This window comes from Devosia litorisediminis, assembly GCF_018334155.1.
GTDB lineage: Bacteria > Pseudomonadota > Alphaproteobacteria > Rhizobiales > Devosiaceae > Devosia > Devosia litorisediminis.
In genome coordinates, this window is the sequence record NZ_JAGXTP010000001.1 from 1,905,026 (window position 1) to 1,925,646 (window position 20,621).

20 protein-coding genes and 1 riboswitch are annotated in these 20,621 nt (G+C 61.2%); of the genes, 10 read left to right on the top strand and 10 right to left on the bottom strand.

Annotation, left to right across the window (positions count from 1 at the left end; all coding sequences use genetic code 11):
* Positions 1 to 7 precede the first annotated feature (7 nt).
* The 8 genes from KD146_RS09130 to iolB all read left to right on the top strand — a co-directional run bounded on the left by KD146_RS09130 (position 8) and on the right by iolB (position 11,938).
* A complete protein-coding gene (locus KD146_RS09130; RefSeq protein ID WP_212658366.1) occupies positions 8 to 1,096 on the top strand; it encodes an ABC transporter ATP-binding protein in 1,089 nt (362 codons plus the stop codon).
* A 69-nt stretch (positions 1,097 to 1,165) separates the two neighbouring features.
* Positions 1,166 to 3,172, top strand: a complete 2,007-nt coding sequence (locus KD146_RS09135) for an aldo/keto reductase (RefSeq protein WP_249327627.1) — start codon at positions 1,166 to 1,168, stop codon at positions 3,170 to 3,172.
* Between the two features lie 505 nt (positions 3,173 to 3,677).
* Positions 3,678 to 3,820: riboswitch (FMN riboswitch) on the top strand.
* Positions 3,821 to 3,927: 107 nt separating this feature from the next.
* Positions 3,928 to 4,905, top strand: coding sequence for a DMT family transporter (locus KD146_RS09140; RefSeq protein WP_212658367.1), 978 nt, complete (start codon positions 3,928 to 3,930; stop codon positions 4,903 to 4,905).
* A 203-nt stretch (positions 4,906 to 5,108) separates the two neighbouring features.
* Positions 5,109 to 5,951 carry a MurR/RpiR family transcriptional regulator gene (locus KD146_RS09145; RefSeq protein ID WP_212658368.1) on the top strand — a complete coding sequence of 281 codons (843 nt, stop codon included), beginning with the start codon at positions 5,109 to 5,111 and terminating at the stop codon, positions 5,949 to 5,951.
* A 119-nt stretch (positions 5,952 to 6,070) separates the two neighbouring features.
* Entirely contained in the window at positions 6,071 to 7,996 is a 1,926-nt protein-coding gene (locus KD146_RS09150) for a bifunctional 5-dehydro-2-deoxygluconokinase/5-dehydro-2-deoxyphosphogluconate aldolase (RefSeq protein WP_212658369.1), read from the top strand.
* Between the two features lie 86 nt (positions 7,997 to 8,082).
* Positions 8,083 to 9,927, top strand: a complete 1,845-nt coding sequence (gene iolD / locus KD146_RS09155; protein ID WP_212658370.1) for a 3D-(3,5/4)-trihydroxycyclohexane-1,2-dione acylhydrolase (decyclizing) — start codon at positions 8,083 to 8,085, stop codon at positions 9,925 to 9,927.
* A gap of 19 nt (positions 9,928 to 9,946) precedes the next feature.
* Positions 9,947 to 10,864, top strand: a complete 918-nt coding sequence (iolE, locus tag KD146_RS09160) for a myo-inosose-2 dehydratase (RefSeq protein ID WP_212658371.1) — start codon at positions 9,947 to 9,949, stop codon at positions 10,862 to 10,864.
* A 270-nt stretch (positions 10,865 to 11,134) separates the two neighbouring features.
* Positions 11,135 to 11,938 (top strand): 5-deoxy-glucuronate isomerase, encoded by an 804-nt coding sequence (gene iolB, locus KD146_RS09165; RefSeq protein WP_212658372.1) that lies wholly within the window; start codon positions 11,135 to 11,137, stop codon positions 11,936 to 11,938.
* An 87-nt stretch (positions 11,939 to 12,025) separates the two neighbouring features.
* On the opposite strand, the gene iolG is transcribed toward iolB, so the two are convergent.
* The 7 genes from iolG to KD146_RS09200 form a co-directional block, all read right to left on the bottom strand.
* A complete protein-coding gene (gene iolG, locus KD146_RS09170) occupies positions 12,026 to 13,063 on the bottom strand; it encodes an inositol 2-dehydrogenase (protein WP_212658373.1) in 1,038 nt (345 codons plus the stop codon).
* A 101-nt stretch (positions 13,064 to 13,164) separates the two neighbouring features.
* Positions 13,165 to 13,620, bottom strand: a complete 456-nt coding sequence (locus KD146_RS09175) for a MerR family transcriptional regulator (protein WP_212658374.1) — start codon at positions 13,618 to 13,620, stop codon at positions 13,165 to 13,167.
* A gap of 24 nt (positions 13,621 to 13,644) precedes the next feature.
* Complete coding sequence (locus KD146_RS09180; protein WP_212658375.1) at positions 13,645 to 13,956, bottom strand: integration host factor subunit alpha; 312 nt, start codon at positions 13,954 to 13,956, stop codon at positions 13,645 to 13,647.
* Positions 13,957 to 14,199: 243 nt separating this feature from the next.
* Positions 14,200 to 15,177 (bottom strand): beta-ketoacyl-ACP synthase III, encoded by a 978-nt coding sequence (locus KD146_RS09185; RefSeq protein WP_212658376.1) that lies wholly within the window; start codon positions 15,175 to 15,177, stop codon positions 14,200 to 14,202.
* Positions 15,174 to 16,244 carry a phosphate acyltransferase PlsX gene (gene plsX / locus KD146_RS09190; RefSeq protein WP_212658377.1) on the bottom strand — a complete coding sequence of 357 codons (1,071 nt, stop codon included), beginning with the start codon at positions 16,242 to 16,244 and terminating at the stop codon, positions 15,174 to 15,176. Before plsX ends, KD146_RS09185 begins: the two co-directional genes overlap by 4 nt.
* Positions 16,245 to 16,322: 78 nt before the next feature.
* Positions 16,323 to 16,871, bottom strand: coding sequence for a YceD family protein (locus tag KD146_RS09195; RefSeq protein ID WP_212658378.1), 549 nt, complete (start codon positions 16,869 to 16,871; stop codon positions 16,323 to 16,325).
* A complete protein-coding gene (locus KD146_RS09200; RefSeq protein WP_212658379.1) occupies positions 16,868 to 17,395 on the bottom strand; it encodes a ubiquinol-cytochrome C chaperone family protein in 528 nt (175 codons plus the stop codon). The genes KD146_RS09195 and KD146_RS09200 overlap by 4 nt, the downstream gene beginning before the upstream one ends.
* 168 nt (positions 17,396 to 17,563) lie before the next feature.
* On the opposite strand from KD146_RS09200, the gene KD146_RS09205 reads away from it, so the two are divergent.
* Positions 17,564 to 18,013, top strand: a complete 450-nt coding sequence (locus KD146_RS09205; RefSeq protein WP_212658380.1) for an outer membrane protein assembly factor BamE — start codon at positions 17,564 to 17,566, stop codon at positions 18,011 to 18,013.
* A 64-nt stretch (positions 18,014 to 18,077) separates the two neighbouring features.
* Entirely contained in the window at positions 18,078 to 18,464 is a 387-nt protein-coding gene (locus KD146_RS09210) for a putative immunity protein (protein WP_212658381.1), read from the top strand.
* Between the two features lie 8 nt (positions 18,465 to 18,472).
* Here the strand turns inward: KD146_RS09210 and nusB are convergent, their stop codons facing one another.
* The 3 genes from nusB to nrdR form a co-directional block, all read right to left on the bottom strand.
* On the bottom strand, positions 18,473 to 18,967 hold the full coding sequence (gene nusB, locus KD146_RS09215) for a transcription antitermination factor NusB (RefSeq protein WP_212658382.1): 495 nt from the start codon (positions 18,965 to 18,967) through the stop codon (positions 18,473 to 18,475).
* Positions 18,968 to 19,069: 102 nt separating this feature from the next.
* Positions 19,070 to 20,143 (bottom strand): bifunctional diaminohydroxyphosphoribosylaminopyrimidine deaminase/5-amino-6-(5-phosphoribosylamino)uracil reductase RibD, encoded by a 1,074-nt coding sequence (gene ribD / locus KD146_RS09220; protein WP_212658383.1) that lies wholly within the window; start codon positions 20,141 to 20,143, stop codon positions 19,070 to 19,072.
* Positions 20,140 to 20,616: a transcriptional regulator NrdR gene (gene nrdR, locus KD146_RS09225; RefSeq protein ID WP_212658384.1), complete on the bottom strand. Its 477-nt coding sequence runs from the start codon at positions 20,614 to 20,616 to the stop codon at positions 20,140 to 20,142. The genes ribD and nrdR overlap by 4 nt, the downstream gene beginning before the upstream one ends.
* Between the last annotated feature and the right edge of the window lie 5 nt (positions 20,617 to 20,621).

Here is a 20,621-nt window from a genome sequence, read left to right on the forward strand (position 1 = left end):
CAAAATCATGAGCAGCTTGAAGCTTAGAGGCGTGCGCAAATCCTATGGCACCGTCGAGGTGATCCGGGGGATTGATCTGGACATTGCGGCCAAGGAATTCGTGGTGTTTGTCGGTCCGTCGGGATGCGGCAAGTCCACCCTGTTGCGCATGATTGCCGGGCTCGAGGCGATCACCGCGGGTGATCTCGACATCGGTGGCCAGCGAATGAACGATGTCGATCCATCCAAGCGCGGCATCGCCATGGTGTTCCAGTCCTATGCGCTTTATCCGCATATGACGGTGCGCGACAATATGGGCTTTGCGCTGCGCTTTGCGGGTGTGGCCAAGGACAAGATAGCCAGCCAGGTCGATGAAGCCGCCCGCATTCTGGCGCTGGAGCCCCTGCTGGACCGCTTCCCCAAGGAGCTCTCGGGCGGGCAGCGCCAGCGCGTCGCGATCGGCCGCGCCATTGTGCGCAATCCGGAAGTGTTCCTGTTTGACGAACCGCTGTCGAACCTGGACGCCGAGTTGCGCGTGCATATGCGCATCGAGATCGCGCGGCTGCACAAGGAACTCAAGACCACCATGGTCTATGTGACCCATGATCAGGTCGAGGCCATGACACTGGCCGATACGATCGTGGTGCTGCGTGATGGCATTATCGAGCAGGTCGGCAAGCCACTGGAGCTCTATGACGATCCTGCCAACCTGTTCGTGGCCGGCTTTATCGGCTCGCCCAAGATGAACCTGATGGCGGGCGTTGTAACGGCATCGGGCAACGGATCGGTTACGGTTGAGCTGACCCATCAGGGCAAGGCGCAGGTTACCCTGCCCGTCTCCGACACGCCGCCGGCTGTCGGTGCGGCGGTGACCATGGGTGTGCGGCCTGAGCACTTCGGCCTTGAAGGCGCCGGCGGCGCTGAAATGAGCGTCAACATTGACGTTGCTGAGCATCTGGGCGCGACCAGCTATATCTACGCCAACACCAAATCGGGCGAACAGATCATCATCGAGCGTGAAGAGTCTCGCCACGAGCATGATCGCGAAAGCATCACGGTCTCAATCGATACGGCCAAGGCCTATCTGTTCGACGACAAGGGCCAGCGCGTCCGCTAGCGCTGCGCCAATCAGTTTTCCAATCCCGGCGCTTGGCCGGACTTCTATTCGTTACAAAGGACCATTTTCATGGCTGAGAAAATTCGCTGGGGCATTATCGGACCCGGCAGCATCGCCAAGGCGTTTTTTGGTGGCGCCAACGACTCCCGGCACGGGGTTGTGGCGGCCATTGCGACGCGCGATCCGAGCAAGCCGAACCTGGCTACAGACTTCCCCGGCATTCGCGTGGTCAAGGGTTACGACGCGCTGCTCGCCGATCCCGAGATCGACGCGGTCTATATCGCCGTACCCCATACCGGCCACGCCGAATGGGCGATCAAGGCGGCCGAAGCGGGCAAGCACGTGCTGGTCGAAAAGCCCTTCGCGCTGTCCGCCTTCGAGATCGGCGCCGTGCTGCATGCCCACAAGCAGGCAGGTACCTTTGCAGGCGAAGCCTTCATGTATCGCCTGCACCCGCAGACCGCCAAGCTGATCGAACTGCTTAAATCGGGCGTCATTGGTGACGTGCGGATGATTCAGTCGAGCTTTGGCTTCTCGATGGGCAAGTTCCAGCCCGAGCACCGGCTGTTCGCCTCCAAGCTGGCCGGCGGCGGCATTCTTGATGTCGGCGGCTATCCCGTCTCGATGGCCCGGCTGATTGCCGGCACTGCCATGGGCAAGCCCTTCGCCGATCCGGTCAAGGTCGCTGGCACCGCCAAGCTCAATGCCGAAGGCACGGATGACTGGGCCGCGGCTGTACTGACCTTCGAAAACGGCATAGTGGCGCAGGTCTCCTGCGCAGTGATGGCCAATCTGGACAATGTGCTGCGCATTCACGGTGCCGATGGCCGTATCGAGGTGCCTGACTTCTGGTTTGCCGGTGGCGACCGCACCAAGGGTGTCGGCAAGATCGACATCATCAAGGACGGCAAGACTGAAACGGTCAGCGTGGGCGAAGAGCGCCACGTCTATTCGTTCGAGGTCGATGCCGCCTCTGAGGCCATCCTCGCCAGGCGGCAGGAACTGACTGAGCCAGGCATGAGCTGGAATGACACTCTGGGCAATGCCCGGGTGCTCGATCAGTGGCGTCGCGATGCCGGGATCGAGTTCTCGGTCGAAACCAGCGCCAACCGCGTCAACACGCTGGCCAATCGCCCGCTGGGCGCCAATCAGGGCGTCATTCCCAAGCGTTCCATTCCAGGTCTTGGCAAGCAGGCCTCGACCGTGGCGCTGGGCTTTGAGGACTTCAAGAGCTTCGCGTCAGGCGCCATCCTGCTCGACGCATTCTGGGAGCGTGGCGGCAATATCTTTGACACCGCCTTTGTCTATGGCGGCGGCTATACCGAAAAGCTCTATGGCGAGTGGCACAGCAATCGCGGCACGCGCGAAGGCTCGGTGCTGATCGGCAAGGGTGCGCATAGCCCGCTGTGCTATCCCGACGTGATCGCCAAGCAGCTGACCCAGTCGCTGGACCGGTTGCAGACCGACTATGTCGATATCTACTTCATGCACCGCGACAATCTCGATGTCCCGGTTGGCGAGTTCGTCGACGCCATGGATGCCGAGGTCAAGAATGGCCGCATTCGCGGACCATTCGGTGGCTCCAACTGGACCCGGGAGCGCTTTGACGAGGCCGTGGCCTATGCCGAACGCACCGGCAAGACCAAGCCGATGGCACTGTCCAACAATTTCGCGCTGTCCGAAATGCTGGAGCCGATTTGGGATGGCTGCGTCACCTCGGCCTCGGACGACTGGAAAAAGTGGCTGACCGACACCCAGACCACCAATTTCTCCTGGTCCAGTCAGGGCCGTGGCTTCTTTACCGACCGTGCCGGTCGCGACAAGACCGACAATGAAGAGCTGGTCCGCTGCTGGTACAATGACAAGAACTTTGCCCGTCGCGACCGTGCGATCGAGCTGGCCGAAAAGATCGGTCACAATCCGATCCACGTCGCGCTGGCCTTCGTTCTGGCCCAGCCCTTCCCGTCCATCCCGCTGATTGGGCCCCGCACACTGGGCGAACTCGACGATAGCCTCTTGGCCTTCGACATCAAGCTGACCCCTGAACAGGTAGCCTGGCTCGATCACGGCAACTAGCGGTTCCTCCCTGCCGGCCTTCCCTCACGGGGGAAGGTCAGGTGGGAGCAACAAACCAGCATGGCAGGCGAAAGACCGCCTTCCGGTCCAGCAAAAAAGCCCCCAATCTTGTGCTTCTTATCCCCGTGGCCAATGGCTGCGCATATAGTTCTGTCATTGCCTGCGTCAGAGCCCAGTCATGACGAGTGATGCGCGCAGGGACTGCCGGGGATGGGAGGTCGCTCCCGTCACGCGGGGGAAATGTGTGCTGCCTCGGTCTGCAATACGGCCAGCCATGCCCGACCCGTGCAAAGCCCCGGCGTGATGGCGAGGCGGCTGTCTCACTTTCACTTTATACCCTTGGAGGCAGCCGCCTCGCCATCGCAGCTCGATAACCGCATTCAGGCGGCGCTTTCGCGCGACCAATTTCCTGGATGGGCCAGCAAGACGCACGGTTACAGCCATGTAGCTACTTGTCGGCGCCCGGGCCCTCCCCTATGTTCGGCGCTGCGGAACGATAATTTCGCAATGTTCTCAGGGCGGGGTGCAATTCCCCACCGGCGGTAAAGGCGGCGACGCCAAGCCCGCGAGCGCTTCGTGCAAGCGAAGGTCAGCAGATCCGGTGTAACTCCGGAGCCGACGGTATAGTCCGGATGAAAGAGAACGGGACCAACGCTGGCACGCCCCGCGTTCGCACCCTTTTAAGGGCCGGGCCGCGGGCGTTGGCGAGACTTCCCGTAACCCTGAGGAAACTGGTTACGGAAAGGACTTTTGTAATGAACCACGTTTCCTCGTCTACCCAACATAGCGCTGTCACAGGCGCCCTGTTCATGGTGGTGGCAAGCCTTGCCTTCGCCGGCACCAACGTGCTGCAATCGGCGCTGCCAACGCCAGTGGAATATGGCGGCTATGGCATGAGCTCGACCGGCATGGCGTTCTGGCAATATGTCATCGCCTCGGTCCTGGCCCTACCGCTCATCATGCGCATCGGGGTGCACAATCTGCGCACCAAACACCCGGTATTGCATGGGGTTCGTGCCTTTGTGTCGGCGCTGGGCGTACACGTGTTCGTCTACGGCTTCGCCTCGGGCGTGCCGATCTGGCAGATGGTCACCCTGCTCGCCACCGGCCCGCTCTTCATCATTCTGGGCTCAACGCTGTTCCTCGGCGAACGCGCCTCGACCGCTCGTATTGGCGCGGGCCTGGTCGGCTTTGTCGGTGCCATCATCGTCTCCGGTGTCGGCGTCGAGGGGCTCAGCGCCTATACGCTGATCCCAATTGCGGCCGCCGCGCTGTGGGCGACCACCGACGTGCTGACCAAATATCTGTCGCGCACTGAATCGCCGGAAACGCTGACCGTGTCGCTATTGGTGCTGGTCACGCCCAATCACCTGCTGATCCTACTGGCCGTGAACGCCTTCGCCTGGCTGGCGCCGACGCTGGTCCCCAACGGGCTGGCCACCGGCTTCCCCTTCGCCCTGCCCTCCGGCACCGGGCTGTGGCTGTTGCTGCTGTTGGGCGGGTTGACGGCAGCCGCGCAATATCTGCTCAGCATCGCCTACAAGGTCGCCGACGCGACCTATCTGCAGCCATTTGGCGATCTCAAGGTGCCGCTGAGCGGTCTGCTGGGCTGGATTGTTCTCAGCCAGGCCCCATCGATCTGGTTCTGGCCCGGGTCGATCCTGATCCTGGCGGCGTCGACCTTCATTCTGTGGAATGAATCGCAGAACCGCCAGAAACTCAGCATGGCCTGATATGCCAAGGGGGTCGCCAACAGGCGGCCCTTTTTCATGCCCAGTTGTCCCCGCGCGGTGGGCATATTGTATTCTGCTGGTGACCGGTTCAACGGGGTCCACCAGGGCATCGTGTTTCATTCCAACTTTGGAACAGGCTTTCCAAAAGGACTTGAATGCTGGAGCAGTTTGGGGAAGATGGCGGCGCAATAGCGAGGACCCGCATGTCTGAAGTCACCGCCACAGCCGAGCCACCGCAGGATTTTGATGCCCTGCGCACCGCGATTATCGAGCGCAAGAGCGAACTGCCCAAGCGGTTGAGCCAGGTCGCGGCCTATGCGCTGGATAACCCCGACGAGATCGCCTTTGGCACGGCAGCCAGCATTGCCCTGTTAGCCAATGTGCAACCGTCAACGCTGGTGCGCTTTGCCCAGCATTTCGGGTTTGACGGCTTTTCCGGCCTGCAATTGCTGTTCCGCGCCCGATTGAGGGAGCGCACCTCATCCTATGACGACCGGCTCAAGGCGCTAGAAGCCGGCGACACCACAATTGCCGAGAGCACCAGCCTGCTCAACGGCTTTCTGGCTGCCGGGCACCGATCCATTGACGCCATTGCCGCCGCCGTGGATCCCGATCAGCTGGAACGTGCGGTGACGCTGCTGGCAGGTGCCGACACCATTTATCTGATCGCCAAGCGCCGCTCCTACCCCATCACCAATTACATGGCCTACGCCTTTGGCAAGCTGCGGGTGAAGTGCCAGTTGGTCGGCACCTCTGCGGGGACCGATGATGACCTGCTGGCCATGGCCACACCGCAAGATGCTGCCTTCGCCATCAGTTACGCCCCCTATGCTTCTGAAAGCGCGGCGCAGGCGCGGGCGCTGGCGGCGCGCGACATCCCGGTGGTGTCGCTGACCGACTCGGCTTTTTCGCCACTGGCAGAGTGCTCCCAGGAATGGTTCGAGGTGGTCGAGGCCGACCATGCCGGTTTCCGCTCGTTATCGGCGAGCATGGCCTTTGCCATGGCGCTGACGGTTAGCATTGCGGAAAAGCGGCGCCGGGGCTGACATTCCACAAATAGAACGCGCGTTCTATATTGACGAAGCGCCGGAACCTATGTTTCATAATCGGCATCCAGATCGCTGGATGAAGACTGATTGGCCGTTGGCCGCATGGGAGGATCGCCGTGACAAACGCGCAGCCCGAACACGGGACGAAAACGCTCGATGTCATTACCATCGGGCGCGCTTCGGTGGACCTGTATGGCCAGCAGATCGGCACGCGGCTTGAAGACGTCGGCAGCTTTGCCAAATCCGTGGGCGGCTGCCCCGCCAACATTGCGGTGGGCACGGCCCGGCTGGGGCTGAAGTCGGCGCTGATCACCCGCGTCGGCCACGAACAGATGGGCCGTTTCATCACCGAACAGCTGGCCCGCGAGGGCGTTGAAACTGCCGGTATAGCCACCGACCCCGCGCGCCTGACGGCGCTGGTGCTGCTCTCGGTCGAGGCCGAGGGCGTCTCGCCCATGATCTTTTATCGCACCGACTGCGCCGACATGGCACTGGACGAAGGCGATATCGATGAAGCCCTGATCGCCTCTGCCCGTTCCATCGTGGTTACCGGCACCCACTTCTCGCGCCCCAATAGCGAAGCGGCGCAGAAAAAGGCGATCCGCATTGCCAAGGCCAGTGGCGCCCGTATTGCCTTCGACATTGATTACCGCCCCAATCTGTGGGGCCTTGCCGGCCATGATGCAGGCTTTGAGCGCTATGTCGCCTCCGACATCGTCTCGCAAAAATACCAGTCGGTGCTGCCCGACTGTGACCTGATCGTCGGCACCGAAGAGGAGGTCCTCATTGCCTCCGGTGAAGCCGACCTGCTCTCCGCGCTCAGGACGATCCGTGGCCTTTCCTCCGCCACGATTGTCTTGAAGCGCGGGCCCATGGGCTGCATCGTCTATGATGGTGCCATCCCCGATGATCTGGAGGCCGGCATCGTCGGTGAAGGCTTCCCCATCGAGGTCTATAATGTGCTGGGGGCGGGCGACGCCTTCATGAGCGGCTGGTTGCGCGGCTGGCTGAGCGGCGAGAGCCACGCCACCAGCGCCACCTGGGCCAATGCCTGCGGCGCCTTCGCCGTATCACGCCTGATGTGTTCGCCGGAATACCCCAGCTGGGCAGAGCTCGATCACTTCATGACCAAGGGCAGCCCCAAGCGCGCCCTGCGCAATGACGACGATCTCAATCATATCCACTGGGCGACCACACGCCGCCGCGCCTGGCCAAAGCTGATGGCGCTGGCGATTGATCATCGCAGCCAGCTTGAGGAAATCCCCGGCGCGACGGAAGCGTCGATTTCCGCCTTCAAGGAACTTGCCGTAACGGCAGCGTCACGCATTGCGGATGGTCGGCCGGGCTTTGGCATGCTGCTCGACGACAAGCATGGCCGCAAAGCGCTGTTTGCCGCCGAAGCCCAGGGCTTCTGGATTGCCCGCCCCATCGAGTTGCCCGGTTCGCGGCCGCTGCAGTTCGAATTCAGCCAGGACATCGGCAGCCGGATTATCGACTGGCCGGTCGAGCACGCCATCAAGGTGCTGTGCTTCTTTCACCCCGACGATCCTGCCGCGCTCAGGGCCGAGCAGATCGCCAAATTGGGTGTCGCCCACGACGCCGCCCGCAAAATTGGCCGGGACCTGCTGGTTGAGATCATCGCTGGCAAGCATGGCACGCTGGGGGATGACACCATCGCCCGCGCCATGACCGAGATCTACGATGCCGGCATTCGCCCCGACTGGTGGAAGCTGGAGCCGCAAAACAGTGCCGCAGCCTGGAGCGCCATCGATCAGGTCATCGAAGCGCGCGACCCGCTCTGTCGCGGCATTGTGCTGCTCGGGCTTGAAGCCAGCCATGAAGCGCTGGAAGCCGGGTTTGCCCTCGCGCACACCTCCCGGCAGGTCCGCGGCTTTGCTGTGGGGCGCACCATCTTCGCTGCTGCCGCCAAGGCATGGCTGGCGGGCTCCATGAGCGACGAAGAGGCCATTGCCGACATGGCACAACGCTTCGGCGCGCTGGTTGCGGTGTGGGAACGTCTGGGCGATCACAAACCGGACTGACATCCCTGCCCGCCCCGTCTGGCTGTGATAGGCTTGGACACAATGACATGCAGGCGCCCATGGCGCCGACGACAAGGACTGAGGCGATGAGCCAGAACACCGTTCGACTGACAATGGCCCAAGCCGTGGCCCGTTTCATGACCATGCAGAAGACCGAGATCGACGGCGAAATCGTGCCGATTTTCGGCGGCGTGTTCGCGATCTTCGGGCACGGCAATGTGGCTGGTCTGGGCGAGGCTCTGCACGGCGTCAAGGATACGCTGCCCACCTATCGGGCGCAGAATGAGCAGGGCATGGCCAATGCCGCCATTGCCTATGCCAAGGCAAGCTTCCGCCGTCGCTTCATGGCCTGCACCAGTTCGATCGGCCCAGGGGCACTGAACATGGTCACCGCGGCCGCTTTGGCGCATGTGAACCGGCTGCCCGTGCTGCTGCTCCCAGGTGATGTATTTGCCAACCGCCTGCCCGATCCCGTGCTGCAGCAGGTCGAAGATTGGGGAGATGGCAGTGTCACCGCCAATGATTGCTTCAAGCCCATCAGCCGCTATTTCGACCGCATCACGCGCCCCGAGCAGATCATGCCCGCCCTGCGCCGGGCCATGCAGGTGTTGACTGATCCGGCCGAATGCGGCCCGGTGACACTGAGCCTGTGTCAGGACGTGCAGGCCGAGGCCTATGACTATCCCGAAAGTTTCTTTGCCGAAAAGATCTGGGGCGTGCGCCGCCCCATGCCGGATGGCGATGAGTTCGCCAATGCCGCAACCGCGCTGATCAAGGCCAAGAAGCCGGTGATCATTGCCGGCGGTGGCGTGTTGTATTCTGAGGCTGGCGCGACGCTGCGCAGCTTTGCCGAGCGCTATGGCGTGCCGGTGCTGGAAACTCAGGCCGGCAAGTCCAGCCTGCCCCATGATCACACGCTCAATATGGGTTCGGTCGGTGTTACCGGTACGGCGGCGGCCAATACGCTGGCGGAAGAAGCCGATGTGGTTCTGGCCATCGGCACACGGCTGCAGGATTTCACCACCGGCTCGTGGGCCCTGTTCAAAAATGACGATCTCAAGATCGTCGGGCTGAACGTGCAGGCCTTTGATGCGCACAAGCATCGCGCCCTGCCCCTGGTTGCCGACGCCCGCGCCGGTCTTGAAGCGCTCAATGCAGCCCTGACAGGCTGGCAGGCCGACCCCGAATGGACCGACCGCGCCAAGGTCGGCAAGGAAGACTGGCTCAATGCCGCTGCCGAGGCGACCGCAACCACCAATGCGGAACTGCCATCGGACGCTCAGGTTATCGGTGCAGTGCAGCGGGCGCGCGAGAACGCCACGCTGGTCTGCGCGGCGGGCGGCTTGCCCGGCGAGTTGCACAAGCTGTGGAAGGCCGACCAGCCCGGCAGCTATCATATGGAATATGGCTTCTCGACCATGGGCTACGAGATTGCCGGCGGTCTTGGCGTCAAACTGGCTCGCCCCAATGACGATGTCATCGTCATGGTTGGCGATGGCAGCTACATGATGATGAACTCGGAAATTGCCAGTTCGATCATGCTGGGCGCCAAGCTGACCATCGTGCTGCTCGACAATGCCGGCTATGGCTGCATCAATCGACTGCAGATGGCGACCGGTGGGGCCAACTTCAACAATCTGTTGAAGGACACCCACCATGTCACTCTGCCGGGAATCGATTTTGCCGCGCATGCTGCTGCGATGGGCGCTGCCTCGCGCAAGGTCGCTTCGGTTGCCGAGCTCGAAACAGCCCTGCAGGAAACCGAAAGCACTGACCGCACCACGGTGATCGTGATCGATACAGATCCATTGATCACCACTGATGAAGGCGGTCACTGGTGGGATGTTGCGGTACCCGAGGTAAGCGCCCGGCCAGAAGTGAACGCGGCGCGCGCAGAGTATGAGACCGCGCTCAAGCAGCAGCGGTCGTAAGGGAATTCAGACGATGAGCATGAAAGCCAAACTCGGCATGTCGCCGATTGCGTGGTGGAACGACGATCTTGTTGAACTCAGCGACGACGTATCGCTGGAGGAATGCCTGCGCCAGTCGCGCTCGGCCGGGTTCACCGGCATGGAAAAGGGCCGGCGTTTTCCCGATGATCCTGCGGTAATGCTGCCCATTCTCAAGGCGGCCGATGTCACGCTCTGCGGCGGCTGGTTCTCAGGCACGCTGGTCGATGAAGACCTGGCGACCAACAAGGCGCGCATTGCGCCTATGATCGAGCTGTTCAAGGCAGTCGATGCGCCCTGCATCGTTTATGGCGAAGTCGGTCGTTCGGTACAGGGTGACCGTTCGCGTCCTCTCAACACCAAGCCCAGGCTCGACGATGACGAGATGAAGGCTTATGGCCGCACGCTCACCGCATTTGGCGAGTGGTGCGCCGAACAGGGCATGCCTCTCTCCTACCATCATCATATGGGGGCCGTGGTTGAGACCGAAGCTGAACTTGATACCTTCATGAGCCATTCTGGCGAGGGCATTCCCCTGCTGTTTGACGCCGGTCATCTGGCGTTTGCGGGCGGCGATGTGCTGGCCGCGATCGACAAGCACCACAAGCGGATCAACCACGTCCACGTCAAAGATGTGCGCATGGGTGTCATCGATGCCCTCGACCGCAGCCGTCAATCCTTCCTCGATGCCGTGGCGCTGGGCGCCTTCACCGTGCCGGGCGATGGCTCGCTGGACTTTGGCGCGATCGTGCAGAAGTTCGCGGACTATGGCTATGAGGGCTGGTTTGTTGTGGAGGCCGAGCAGGACCCCAAGGCCAACCCGCCTCTGACCATGGCCCAGCTTGGTTACAAGGAACTTATGCGCGTCATGACCAATGCCGGTTACACTGTGGAAACACAGGGCTTTCCGAAGGGCTGAGTTGTGCCCAAGGGGTGAGTTTTGCCGCCGCCATGTGCTACATCCAATCCGTTGGGATTGCAGAGTGAAGGCAGGTTGGCGTGCAGAAAAATGACATAAGCTGGTTTCGGCCGCTTTGGCGCCGCGTTGCGGTAACAGTGTTTCTGGCGATCTGGGTCGTCTGGGAGTTGTTCTGGACCCAGGACCAGTTCTGGGCCTTTCTCGTAGGCGCGGCCCTGGCCTACTCGCTCTATAATTTCTTTTATGCGTTTCCCAAGGAGGAGCCCGATAATGGCGACCAATCCGAACCTCCGCGTCCGCCCGAAGGGGATAACGGGCCAAGTTCATAACGTAACCCCGGCTAATGCCGGCTGGACCTATGTGGGGTTTGCCCTGCACAAGCTTGGCGCTGGCGACACCGCCGGCGGCGACGCTGGCGAGCAGGAATTGTGCCTGGTGCTGGTCGGTGGCAAGGGCAAGTTCACCGTAGACGGTGTAGATTTTGGCGAGTTGGGCGAGCGCATGAGCCCGTTCGAAGGCGCGCCCTGGGCAGTTTATCTGCCCAGGGGCAGTAGCTGGACCGTGGAAGCGACAACACCACTTGAACTGGCAGTATGTGCAGCCCCCGGTGGCGGCGACTACAAGGCCCATGTCATCAAGCCGGGGCGGCACCCGCAGGTTACCCGCGGCAAGGGCGCCAATGTGCGCCACGTCTATAACATCATGCCCGAAGATGACGGCGCGGCGCATTCGCTGCTGGTTGTCGAGGTCATCACCCCGCAGGGCAACACCTCCTCCTATCCGCCGCACAAGCATGATCAGGACAATTTGCCCCACGAGAGCATGCTCGAAGAGACCTATTTCCATCGTTTGAACCCGCCGCAGGGCTTTGCCATGCAGCGCGTCTATACCGATGATCGCAGCCTTGATGAGGCGCTGGTGATTGAGGATGGCGATGTGACGCTGGTGCCCAGGGGCTATCACCCCGTGGCGACGACCGCGGGCTATGACCTCTATTATCTCAACGTCATGGCAGGCCCCAAGCGCGTGTGGAAATTCCACAACGCGGCCGAGCATGAGTGGCTGCTGAAATAGGTACTCCGCGGCAGTGCAGGTTCGCATAGAAATAGTCACCCTCGGGCTCGACCCGAGGGTGATTAGTTGGTGGCGCAGATGAGAGAATTACCGCCCCTGAAAGATCGACCGATCAGCCATCACGCCGGTGACTTCACTCACCTTGACGGTGCGGCCTTCCTTGACCGATTTGACCGCCGCGTCGGCCAGTGCCAGCGCGATCAACCCGTCGATACCGCTCGGCGATGCTGGAGATTTTGATTCCACAAAGTCGATGAAGGCACTGATTTCATGGGCATAAGCATCGAGATAGCGGGTCATGAAGAAGTCGTGCAGCGGTGGGCGCGTATAGCCACTGGCATTGGCGACTTCGATCGAGACCGGGCGCTGGTTTTCTGCCGAAACCGCGCCTTTGGAGCCATGCACCTCGATGCGCTGGTCATAGCCATAAGTGGCGCGGCGCGAGTTCGAAATGGTGGCATGCTTGCCGGTGGCGGTCTGGAGCATGACCGAGGCGCTGTCGAAGTCCCCTGCCTCGCCGATGGCCTTGTCGACCAGCACCGAGGCCTGAGCGGTCACGGATTCGATCTCCTCGCCCAGCAGATAGCGGGCCATATCGAAATCGTGGATGGTCATGTCGCGGAAGATACCACCCGAGCGTTTGATGTAGTCCACAGGCGGAGCACCGGGATCGCGCGAGACGATGGTGACCATCTCAACGGTGCCGATCTCGCCCTTGGCGATCACGTCGTGCACGGCCTGAAAATGGGGATCAAAGCGCCGGTTGAAGCCAACCATGAGCGTGGCGGCCTCGGCGTCGACCACCTTGAGGCAGGCCTTGACCCGTTCGACGTCAAGATCGATGGGCTTCTCGCAGAAGACCGCCTTGCCGGCACGCGCAAACTGTTCGATCAGCTCGGCATGGGTATCGGTGGGGGTGCAGATCACCACTGCATCGATGTCATCGGCAGCCAGAATCTGCTCAATACTACGCACCGCGCAGCCATATTGGCCGGCAAGATCGCTCGCCGCCTTCTCGAAGGCATCAGCAACAGCAATCAGCTTGGCCTTGGAATTGGACGACACAGCTTTGGCATGCACCTTGCCGATGCGGCCAGCGCCCAGCAGGCCGAAACGAACAGTCATGGGAAGTCTCCTGCAACAATAGAGAGCGATGCAACACATCAACCGTCATATTGTCAATTCAGAACATACATTCCATTTAGATCGGAAACCCGGCATTGCGTTCACGCTTCGCGTGCGCGCTCCAGAATGCGCTTGCACTCGAGCAGTTCACGCATCACCTGAGACAGCTTGTCCCGGGATTCCTGATCAAGGCCAGCATTGGCCTGCATCATGGCGTCTTCGATCTCCGCCTCGTCACCAGCGGCTTCGGCTTCCTCGATCATGGGCAGGATATCATCGATCGACTTGCCCTCGCCTACGGCGATGACATAGCGGCTGCCCTGATCCTTGATGATGCGCTGCACACCCTTGATGGTAAAACCCTGATCATAGAGCAGGTGACGGATGCCGCGCAGCAGCAGAACATCGTCGGGCCGATAGTAGCGGCGACCCCCGCCACGCTTAAGCGGCTTGATCGTGTTGAAGCGAGTCTCCCAGAAACGCAGGACATGCTGTGGCAGGTCCAGTTCCTCGGCGGCTTCAGATATTGTCCGGAATGCGTCTGGCGACTTGTCCACGAAGGCTGAGACTCGCTGGATGGCTTATTTTCCAGTCACAACCATAGATTTGTTGATCTTGGACTTCAACACGTTGGACGGTTTGAACACAAGAACCTGCCGGGGCAGGATCGGGACCTCTTCGCCCGTCTTCGGGTTGCGGCCGATGCGCTCGTTCTTTGAGCGTACCTGGAAGGACCCGAAGGAAGAAAGTTTGACATTGGACCCCGAAATCAGCGCATCGCCGATCAGTTCCAATACCCGCTCTACCAATTCAGCTGACTCGGTTCTGGACAGGCCGACCGTGCCGTAGACCGCTTCGGCGAGATCCGCCCGCGTTACCGTCTTTTGCGTCATTCGAAACCCCGTGTTGTCCGAATGGCTGGGCTCCTCGGGCGGAACAATCGTTACCATCCCAGTCTTTTGTGCGGTTCAACTGGACCTGCCAAAGGTCGCGCCAAACCGCAGAAACCCGTCCTTCCAGTCAGCGCAAACGCGCCGCACAAACCCCTCATGCGGCAGAATTTTGCACCGTGTCCTCCACTAGAAAATGACACTAACGCCTTGAAACACCTAAGGTCAATCGGGCTGCGACGGCGTCTACCAACGAATGAGGGTAGCGCCCCAGGTGAAGCCACCACCCATGGCCTCGAGCATGACCAGATCACCGGACTTGATGCGCCCGTCGGCAACAGCAACGCTGAGCGCCAACGGCACCGAGGCCGCCGAGGTATTGGCGTGTTCGCCCACGGTCATCACTACCTTCTCAGGCGGCAGGCCAAGCTTGGTCCCTGCCCCTTCGATGATCCGCCGGTTGGCCTGATGGGGCACGAACCAGTCCAGGTCGTCCACGGTATAGCCAGCCTTGTCGAGCGTGTCATAGACCACGTCGGTGATCTTGCCGACGGCGTGGCGGAACACTTCCTTGCCCTGCATGTGCACATGGCCGGTAGTGCCGGTGGTGGACGGACCGCCATCGACGTAGAGCTTGTCCCAGTGATGGCCATCAGAGCGCAGCGCTGAGGCCAGAATGCCCTGTTCAGGCGCATCGTCTGCCAGTTCGGCCTTTTCGAGCACAACCGCACCGGCGCCGTCACCAAACAGCACGCAGGTGGTGCGGTCGGTCCAGTCGAGCAGGCGCGAGAATGTCTCGGCCCCGATCACGAGAGCCCGCTTGGACAGATCGTTCTTGATGTAGCTATCGGCGGTGACCATGCCATAGACGAAGCCAGAACAGACCGCCTGCAAGTCGAAGGCCATGCCGTGATGCATGCCCAGCTTCATCTGTACCAGCGTGGCCGCTGATGGGAAGGTGTAGTCGGGCGTGGTGGTGGCAACGATGATCAGATCAATGTCGTCGGGCGTCACGCCAGCAGCCGCCATGGCGCGCTTGGCGGCCTCGACTGCCAGATCTGACGTGTACTGGCCCTCAGCAGCGATATGGCGCTGCTTGATGCCGACCCGCTGCTGGATCCATTCGTCAGAGGTGTCGACCCGCTTGGCCAGTTCGTCGTTGGTGAGGATTTTCTCAGGCAAATAGCTGCCGACACCACGGATGATGGAACGCGTCTTGGTCACGCCGGTTTTGCCTCGGATTCTGCATCAGCTGCGACAGGTGCCGCTTTGATAGGGAAACGTTTCATGGTCTCGTCGATCTTAGCGACAAGATTGCTGCGGGCCATGCCATAGGCCAGATTCAAGGCGCTTTTGTAACCGACTTCGTCGGTACCACCGTGCGATTTGATCACAATGCCATTGAGCCCCATAAACACACCGCCATTGACGGTGCGTGGGTCCATGCGCTTGCGCAAGGCGTTCAGTGCGGACGTGGCAAACAGAGCACCAATACGGCTCATCAGGTTCGACTTAAGCGCCGTGCGCAGATAGGAGCCAACCTGGCGGGCGGTGCCTTCGGCGGTCTTGAGAGCAATATTGCCGACAAAGCCTTCGGTCACCACAACGTCCACGGTGCCCTTGCCGATGTCATCGCCTTCAACAAAGCCGTGATAGGTGAATCCCGATCCGCTGGCATCACTGAGAATGCGACCGGCTTCCTTGATGGATTCGAGACCTTTGACCTCTTCGGTGCCGACATTGAGCAGACCCACGGTGGGCGACTCATCGTCGAACAGGCAGCGCGCCAACGCCGAACCGAGAATGGCGTAATCGACCAGTTGCTGGGCATCTGCGCCAATGGTGGCGCCCATGTCCAGCACGACAATATCCTTGCGCAGCGTCGGCCAGATGGCCGCGATGCCGGGACGGGCAATGCCCTCCATCGGTCGCAGGCAGAAGGTGGCCATGGCCATCAGCGCGCCCGTATTGCCGCCAGAGACGGCGACGCTGGCCTCTCCGTCCTTGACGGCCTGGATGGTCATCCACATCGAGGAGGTGCCACGCCCCTTGCGCAGCGCCTGGCTGGGCTTTTCATCCATGGCGATCACTGTTTCGCAGTGGCGCACCGATGAGGCTGACTTGAGTGCGGGGAATTCGTTGAGCAGCGGATCGATCTGCTCCTGCCGCCCGTGAAAGATGAACCGCGCGTTATTGTGCTCCTTGAGGAGCAGGTCGGCGCCGTGGATAACCGCGCGGGGGGCGTTATCGCCGCCCATGGCATCCACTGATAGAGTAATTGTTTCGATCATTTCCGCCCGTTTTCCGCCTAATCGGCAGGCCTGCGAACATATCCCATCGGGGAGTCGGTGCAAGCCCCGCCGCTGGTGCTACTGATCAATGTCGGTGGACTTCTTGAGTTTTGTCAGTGCAGCGAACGGCCCGGAGGCCTCGCCATCGACATTCAGCCCCAGAGATTCGACACTTTCGCCGGGACGACGCGGATAGGGATCGATGGCCAAGCCGATGGTTTCGAGCAGCAATGCGCTCAAATCGACCTCCGGTCCGTCAATGTGATCGGGAAAGTCGTCGTCCTCAAGGTCGACAAAAACCTCAGATCCGGGCGTGGCAACCTTTTCGGTGTCCTGTGGCAGAAACACCCGGTCAATTGCTTCTTCGATATCCTGATAGACAGGCTCAAACGACACCACAGAGGACTGGACGACGCGCGCGCTCAGGTGGCCGAGGGCACGGATACCGCCGCGCAGCGGCGTGACGGTGAGGTTGGCGTCGAAAACTTCAACCGCATCAACCTTGAGAATTTGCGCCAGTTCAGCGCGCTTTTGCGTATCAGTGGCGACCTTGACCGAGCGTCCCGAAGCGGGGAGGCGGTCAATGCGCACGATCGCGTCGAGTATGGGGGCGTCGGACTGGCTCATTGCGGGCTCTCAAACTCAATAGTGCCATTTGTTATGGCATCAGCGGACTGGCGGGACACGGCTGCATCCTGACGCAGTAGATAGGCAGCCATAGCCTCGACGTGACTGCCTTCGGCTTCGTCATAAATATTGCGCGACAATACGCCTTGCAGTGCGACCAGATCATGGCGATCCATCGCTTCAGACAAGGCAGCAAGCAGACCGAAGAACACGTTGCCCATCTTCTGGATGCGCTTGGGAACGCCGAGATCGCCGACCCCCATCTCGCGCAATGATCTGTCCATGTCCTTGAAAAACAGATCAAAAACGGCCTGACTAAAATCCTTATCCGTGCTGGCCTCGGCACGAAGCCGGCGGAACAGCAGGGCCATATGCAGGCTGATCATGTCGAAGCGACCGGTGACGGTGTCAGGCACCTGCCATTCGGCGTAGAAATGGGGCTGCCGGGATTGCGCCACAATGGCGCTATAAACGGCGTAAACCGGTTCGGTGGCGGTATTCTTGCGGAACAGGTTGAGTATCATGGGGTTGCGCTCAGCTTCGTGGTCGGCCTAACACCCGGGCAAAACGGCCCATCGGACCATTGCCAGCTTGCCAGACGGGCAGATTGGCAGCTACACATTCCGGCGGCTGAAGCGTTTGCCGCGTTGTGGTCGTGCCTATAGTCGAGAGCCATCGAGAAAGTCAAATTCATGTCCCTGCGTTCCGTCTCCGGTCCATTTGCGCCAATCGCAGCCGCTGTCGTGATCGCGGTCGCGTTGGGAGCCTGCACCAGCAGCACCTCGCTGGTGAGCTCGCGAACCCAAGGCTATGAGATTTCCGAGAGCGCTCAGGCCCAGATCCGCCCCGGTCAGAGCCAGAAACTGGTCAGCCTGGTGCTGGGCTCTCCGCAGTCGACCAATACATTTGGTGACCAGTCGGCCTGGTACTATGTGGAGACCAAAATTCGCCAGACCGCGTTCGGCATGAGCATGATTGACTCACGCACAGTCCTGGCGGTCTATTTCGACAAGAACAAGAAAGTGGTCGACAAGGCCGTCTATACGCTTCAGGACGGCAAGACCATCGCCATGGAAACACGGCGTACGCCATCATTTGGCGAAGACCGCACCTTTATCGATCAGATTCTGCAGTCGTTCTAGACCGGCTGCGCCGAGTTATCGAAGGCCCCGGGAGACCGGGGCTTTTTGCTTTTTGGAGACACAGATGCAGCACAATACCAAGCACCACAAGGCGATCGCCAGCTGGGCAGCAGACTGCGCCGAGCGCGTCCTGCCCCTGTTTGAAGCCGCAAAGCCAGGCGATTCCCGTCCCAAGGCGGCAATTTCAGCAGCACGACGCTGGGCGAGCGGCAAGATAACCATGGCAGAAGCCCGCAAGGCCGCCGTTGCCGGCCATGCTGCTGCACGCGATGCGGGTGATGCGGTGGCCCGCGACGCGGCCCGCGCCGCAGCGCATTCAGCTGCGACCGCTCACGAGCCGAGCCATGCTCGCCACGCCGCCAATTACGCCATCAAAGCGGTAATTGCGGCCGGTGGCGATGATCTTGCTGAAGAGAAATGGCAGGACGAGAAGGCGCCCATGCCGCAATAGGCCCTGCCCTATTTGGTCTCGGACATGTCCGAGCCGGCCGTGCGGGCGATGGCGTCGAGTGCGCCATTGACCATGCCGGTGGCCTCGTCTTCGTAGAAGGCCTTGGCAATGTCCACATATTCGGTGATGACCACGCGCGGCGGGATATCCTTGCGGCGCAGCAGTTCAAAGGCAGCGGCGCGCAGGATAGCGCGCAAGGTGGCATCAACGCGCTCGACCGGCCAACCTTCGGCCAGGGCCTGATCCACGGCAGGGTCAATCGCCAGCTGATGCTTGGTGACGCCGGTGACGATCTGCTTGAAAAAGTCAGCGTCAGCAGGCAGATACTGCTCGCCTTCGATCTCGCGACCCAGGTGGAAGCTGCCAAACTGGGCAAGCGTATCTTCCAGCGAGGTCCGGCCGATATCCATCTGATAGAGCGCCTGCACAGCCGCCAGTCGGGCGGCGCCGCGCTGGTTGGCGGGTCGGTCGGTCTGGGGATCGCGCTTGGGGGCATCGGCCATAGAAAGTCACTCTTTTGATTCCGGGCTGAAGGCACCGGGCGGCAAGGGCCAACCCCATAGTCGCCTCCGGCAGGAACATCAATACAATTGGCACGCCTGCAGCTATGCGGGCCGTCGAAAGAATTTGAGCGTGTGGGCTCCGTGCGCTTGCTGGCCGGTCTCGACAAGCCCCTGCTCGCGGATCAAATCGGCCATCGGCCCGGTGCTTGATGCTGCCGGGCCTGCGGTGTCGCCAGCAGCAGTTGTGATCAAGCCGAAGCAGTCAACCAGCCCGGCAAGCAACAGTGCCGATGTCAGTCGCGGACCAGACTCCACCAGCAGATTCTGAATGCCCTTGTCGGCGAGCGCTGCGAGGCTGGCCGAAAGGTCCGGGCGCCCTTTTGTGCCCTTGACGCGTAAGACCTCGACTGAGACTGGCGCGTCAATCGAGACGGTAGTTTCGGCAATGATTGCAGTGCGATAGCCGGAAAAACCACCAATAAGATTCAAGCTGCGATCAAGTCCTTCGGCCCCTGACAGCACCACCCGCAATGGGGTCCGAGATGCCAGACCGGGCAAGGCGATTGCCAGCTGCTGGTCGAGATGGCGCGCGGTCGCGGCGCCGATCAACACGGCATTGGATCGGGAGCGTTGCAGGTCGAGCCAATCGCGAGCAGGACCGCTGGCTGGGGTGACAACCTTGTCGTCTGGCGACACTGCCATCATGACCGTGACATAGGGCCGAGCCTTGACGCGGTGGCGCATATGGCCAGCATGCAAGGCCACGGACGGCGCGTGTTCGGCCAGCACGACTTCAATGCCGGCAGATTCGAGGCGTTCAACGCCAGCCTGGGCTGTACGCGGGTCCGGATCGGCAACGCCAATGACCACCCGCATGACGCCGGCGCGAACAATTGCGTCAGCGCAGGGCGGTGTGCGACCCCAGTGATGACAAGGCTCAAGCGTAACGTAAAGGGTCGCCCCCGCGGCGTCGAAGCCGGCATTTTCAAGGGCGATTGCTTCGGGGTGCGGCCTGCCACCGCGCGCCGTGACGGCGCGGGCGATCAGTGCCTGCTTGTGTGGATCAACGATCAGGGCGGCTGCACAGGGGTTGTCGCCCGTGGTACCCAGGAATGGCGTCGCATAGCGCACAGCAGCATCAAGCCAGCGCTCGTCTTGGGCAGATAGCTGGGTCAATCGTCGTCGCGCAGAGTGCCCTGCCCCTCCGCCAATTCAGCCAGAAAATTCCGGAAATCGTCGGCAGCCGAGAAATTCTTATAGACCGAGGCAAACCGGACAAAAGCCACGTCATCGAGGCCCTTGAGCCCGTCCATGACATATTCGCCAATCTGGTCAGAGGTGACTTCCACATCGCCCAGACTTTCCAGCTGGCGGACAATGCCGGAGATCATGCGCTCAATCCTGTCGGCTTCGACCGAGCGCTTGCGCAAGGCCGTATAGACCGAGCGGGCCAGTTTTTCGCGATCGAACGGTACCTTGCGACCACTCTTTTTGACCACGGTCAGGTCGCGAAGCTGGACCCGTTCGAACGTGGTGAAGCGGCCGCCGCAGCCATTACAGACGCGGCGGCGGCGAATGGCGCCGGAATCCTCGGTCGGGCGGCTGTCCTTGACCTGGGTGTCGTCATTTCCACAATAGGGACAGCGCATAAAAA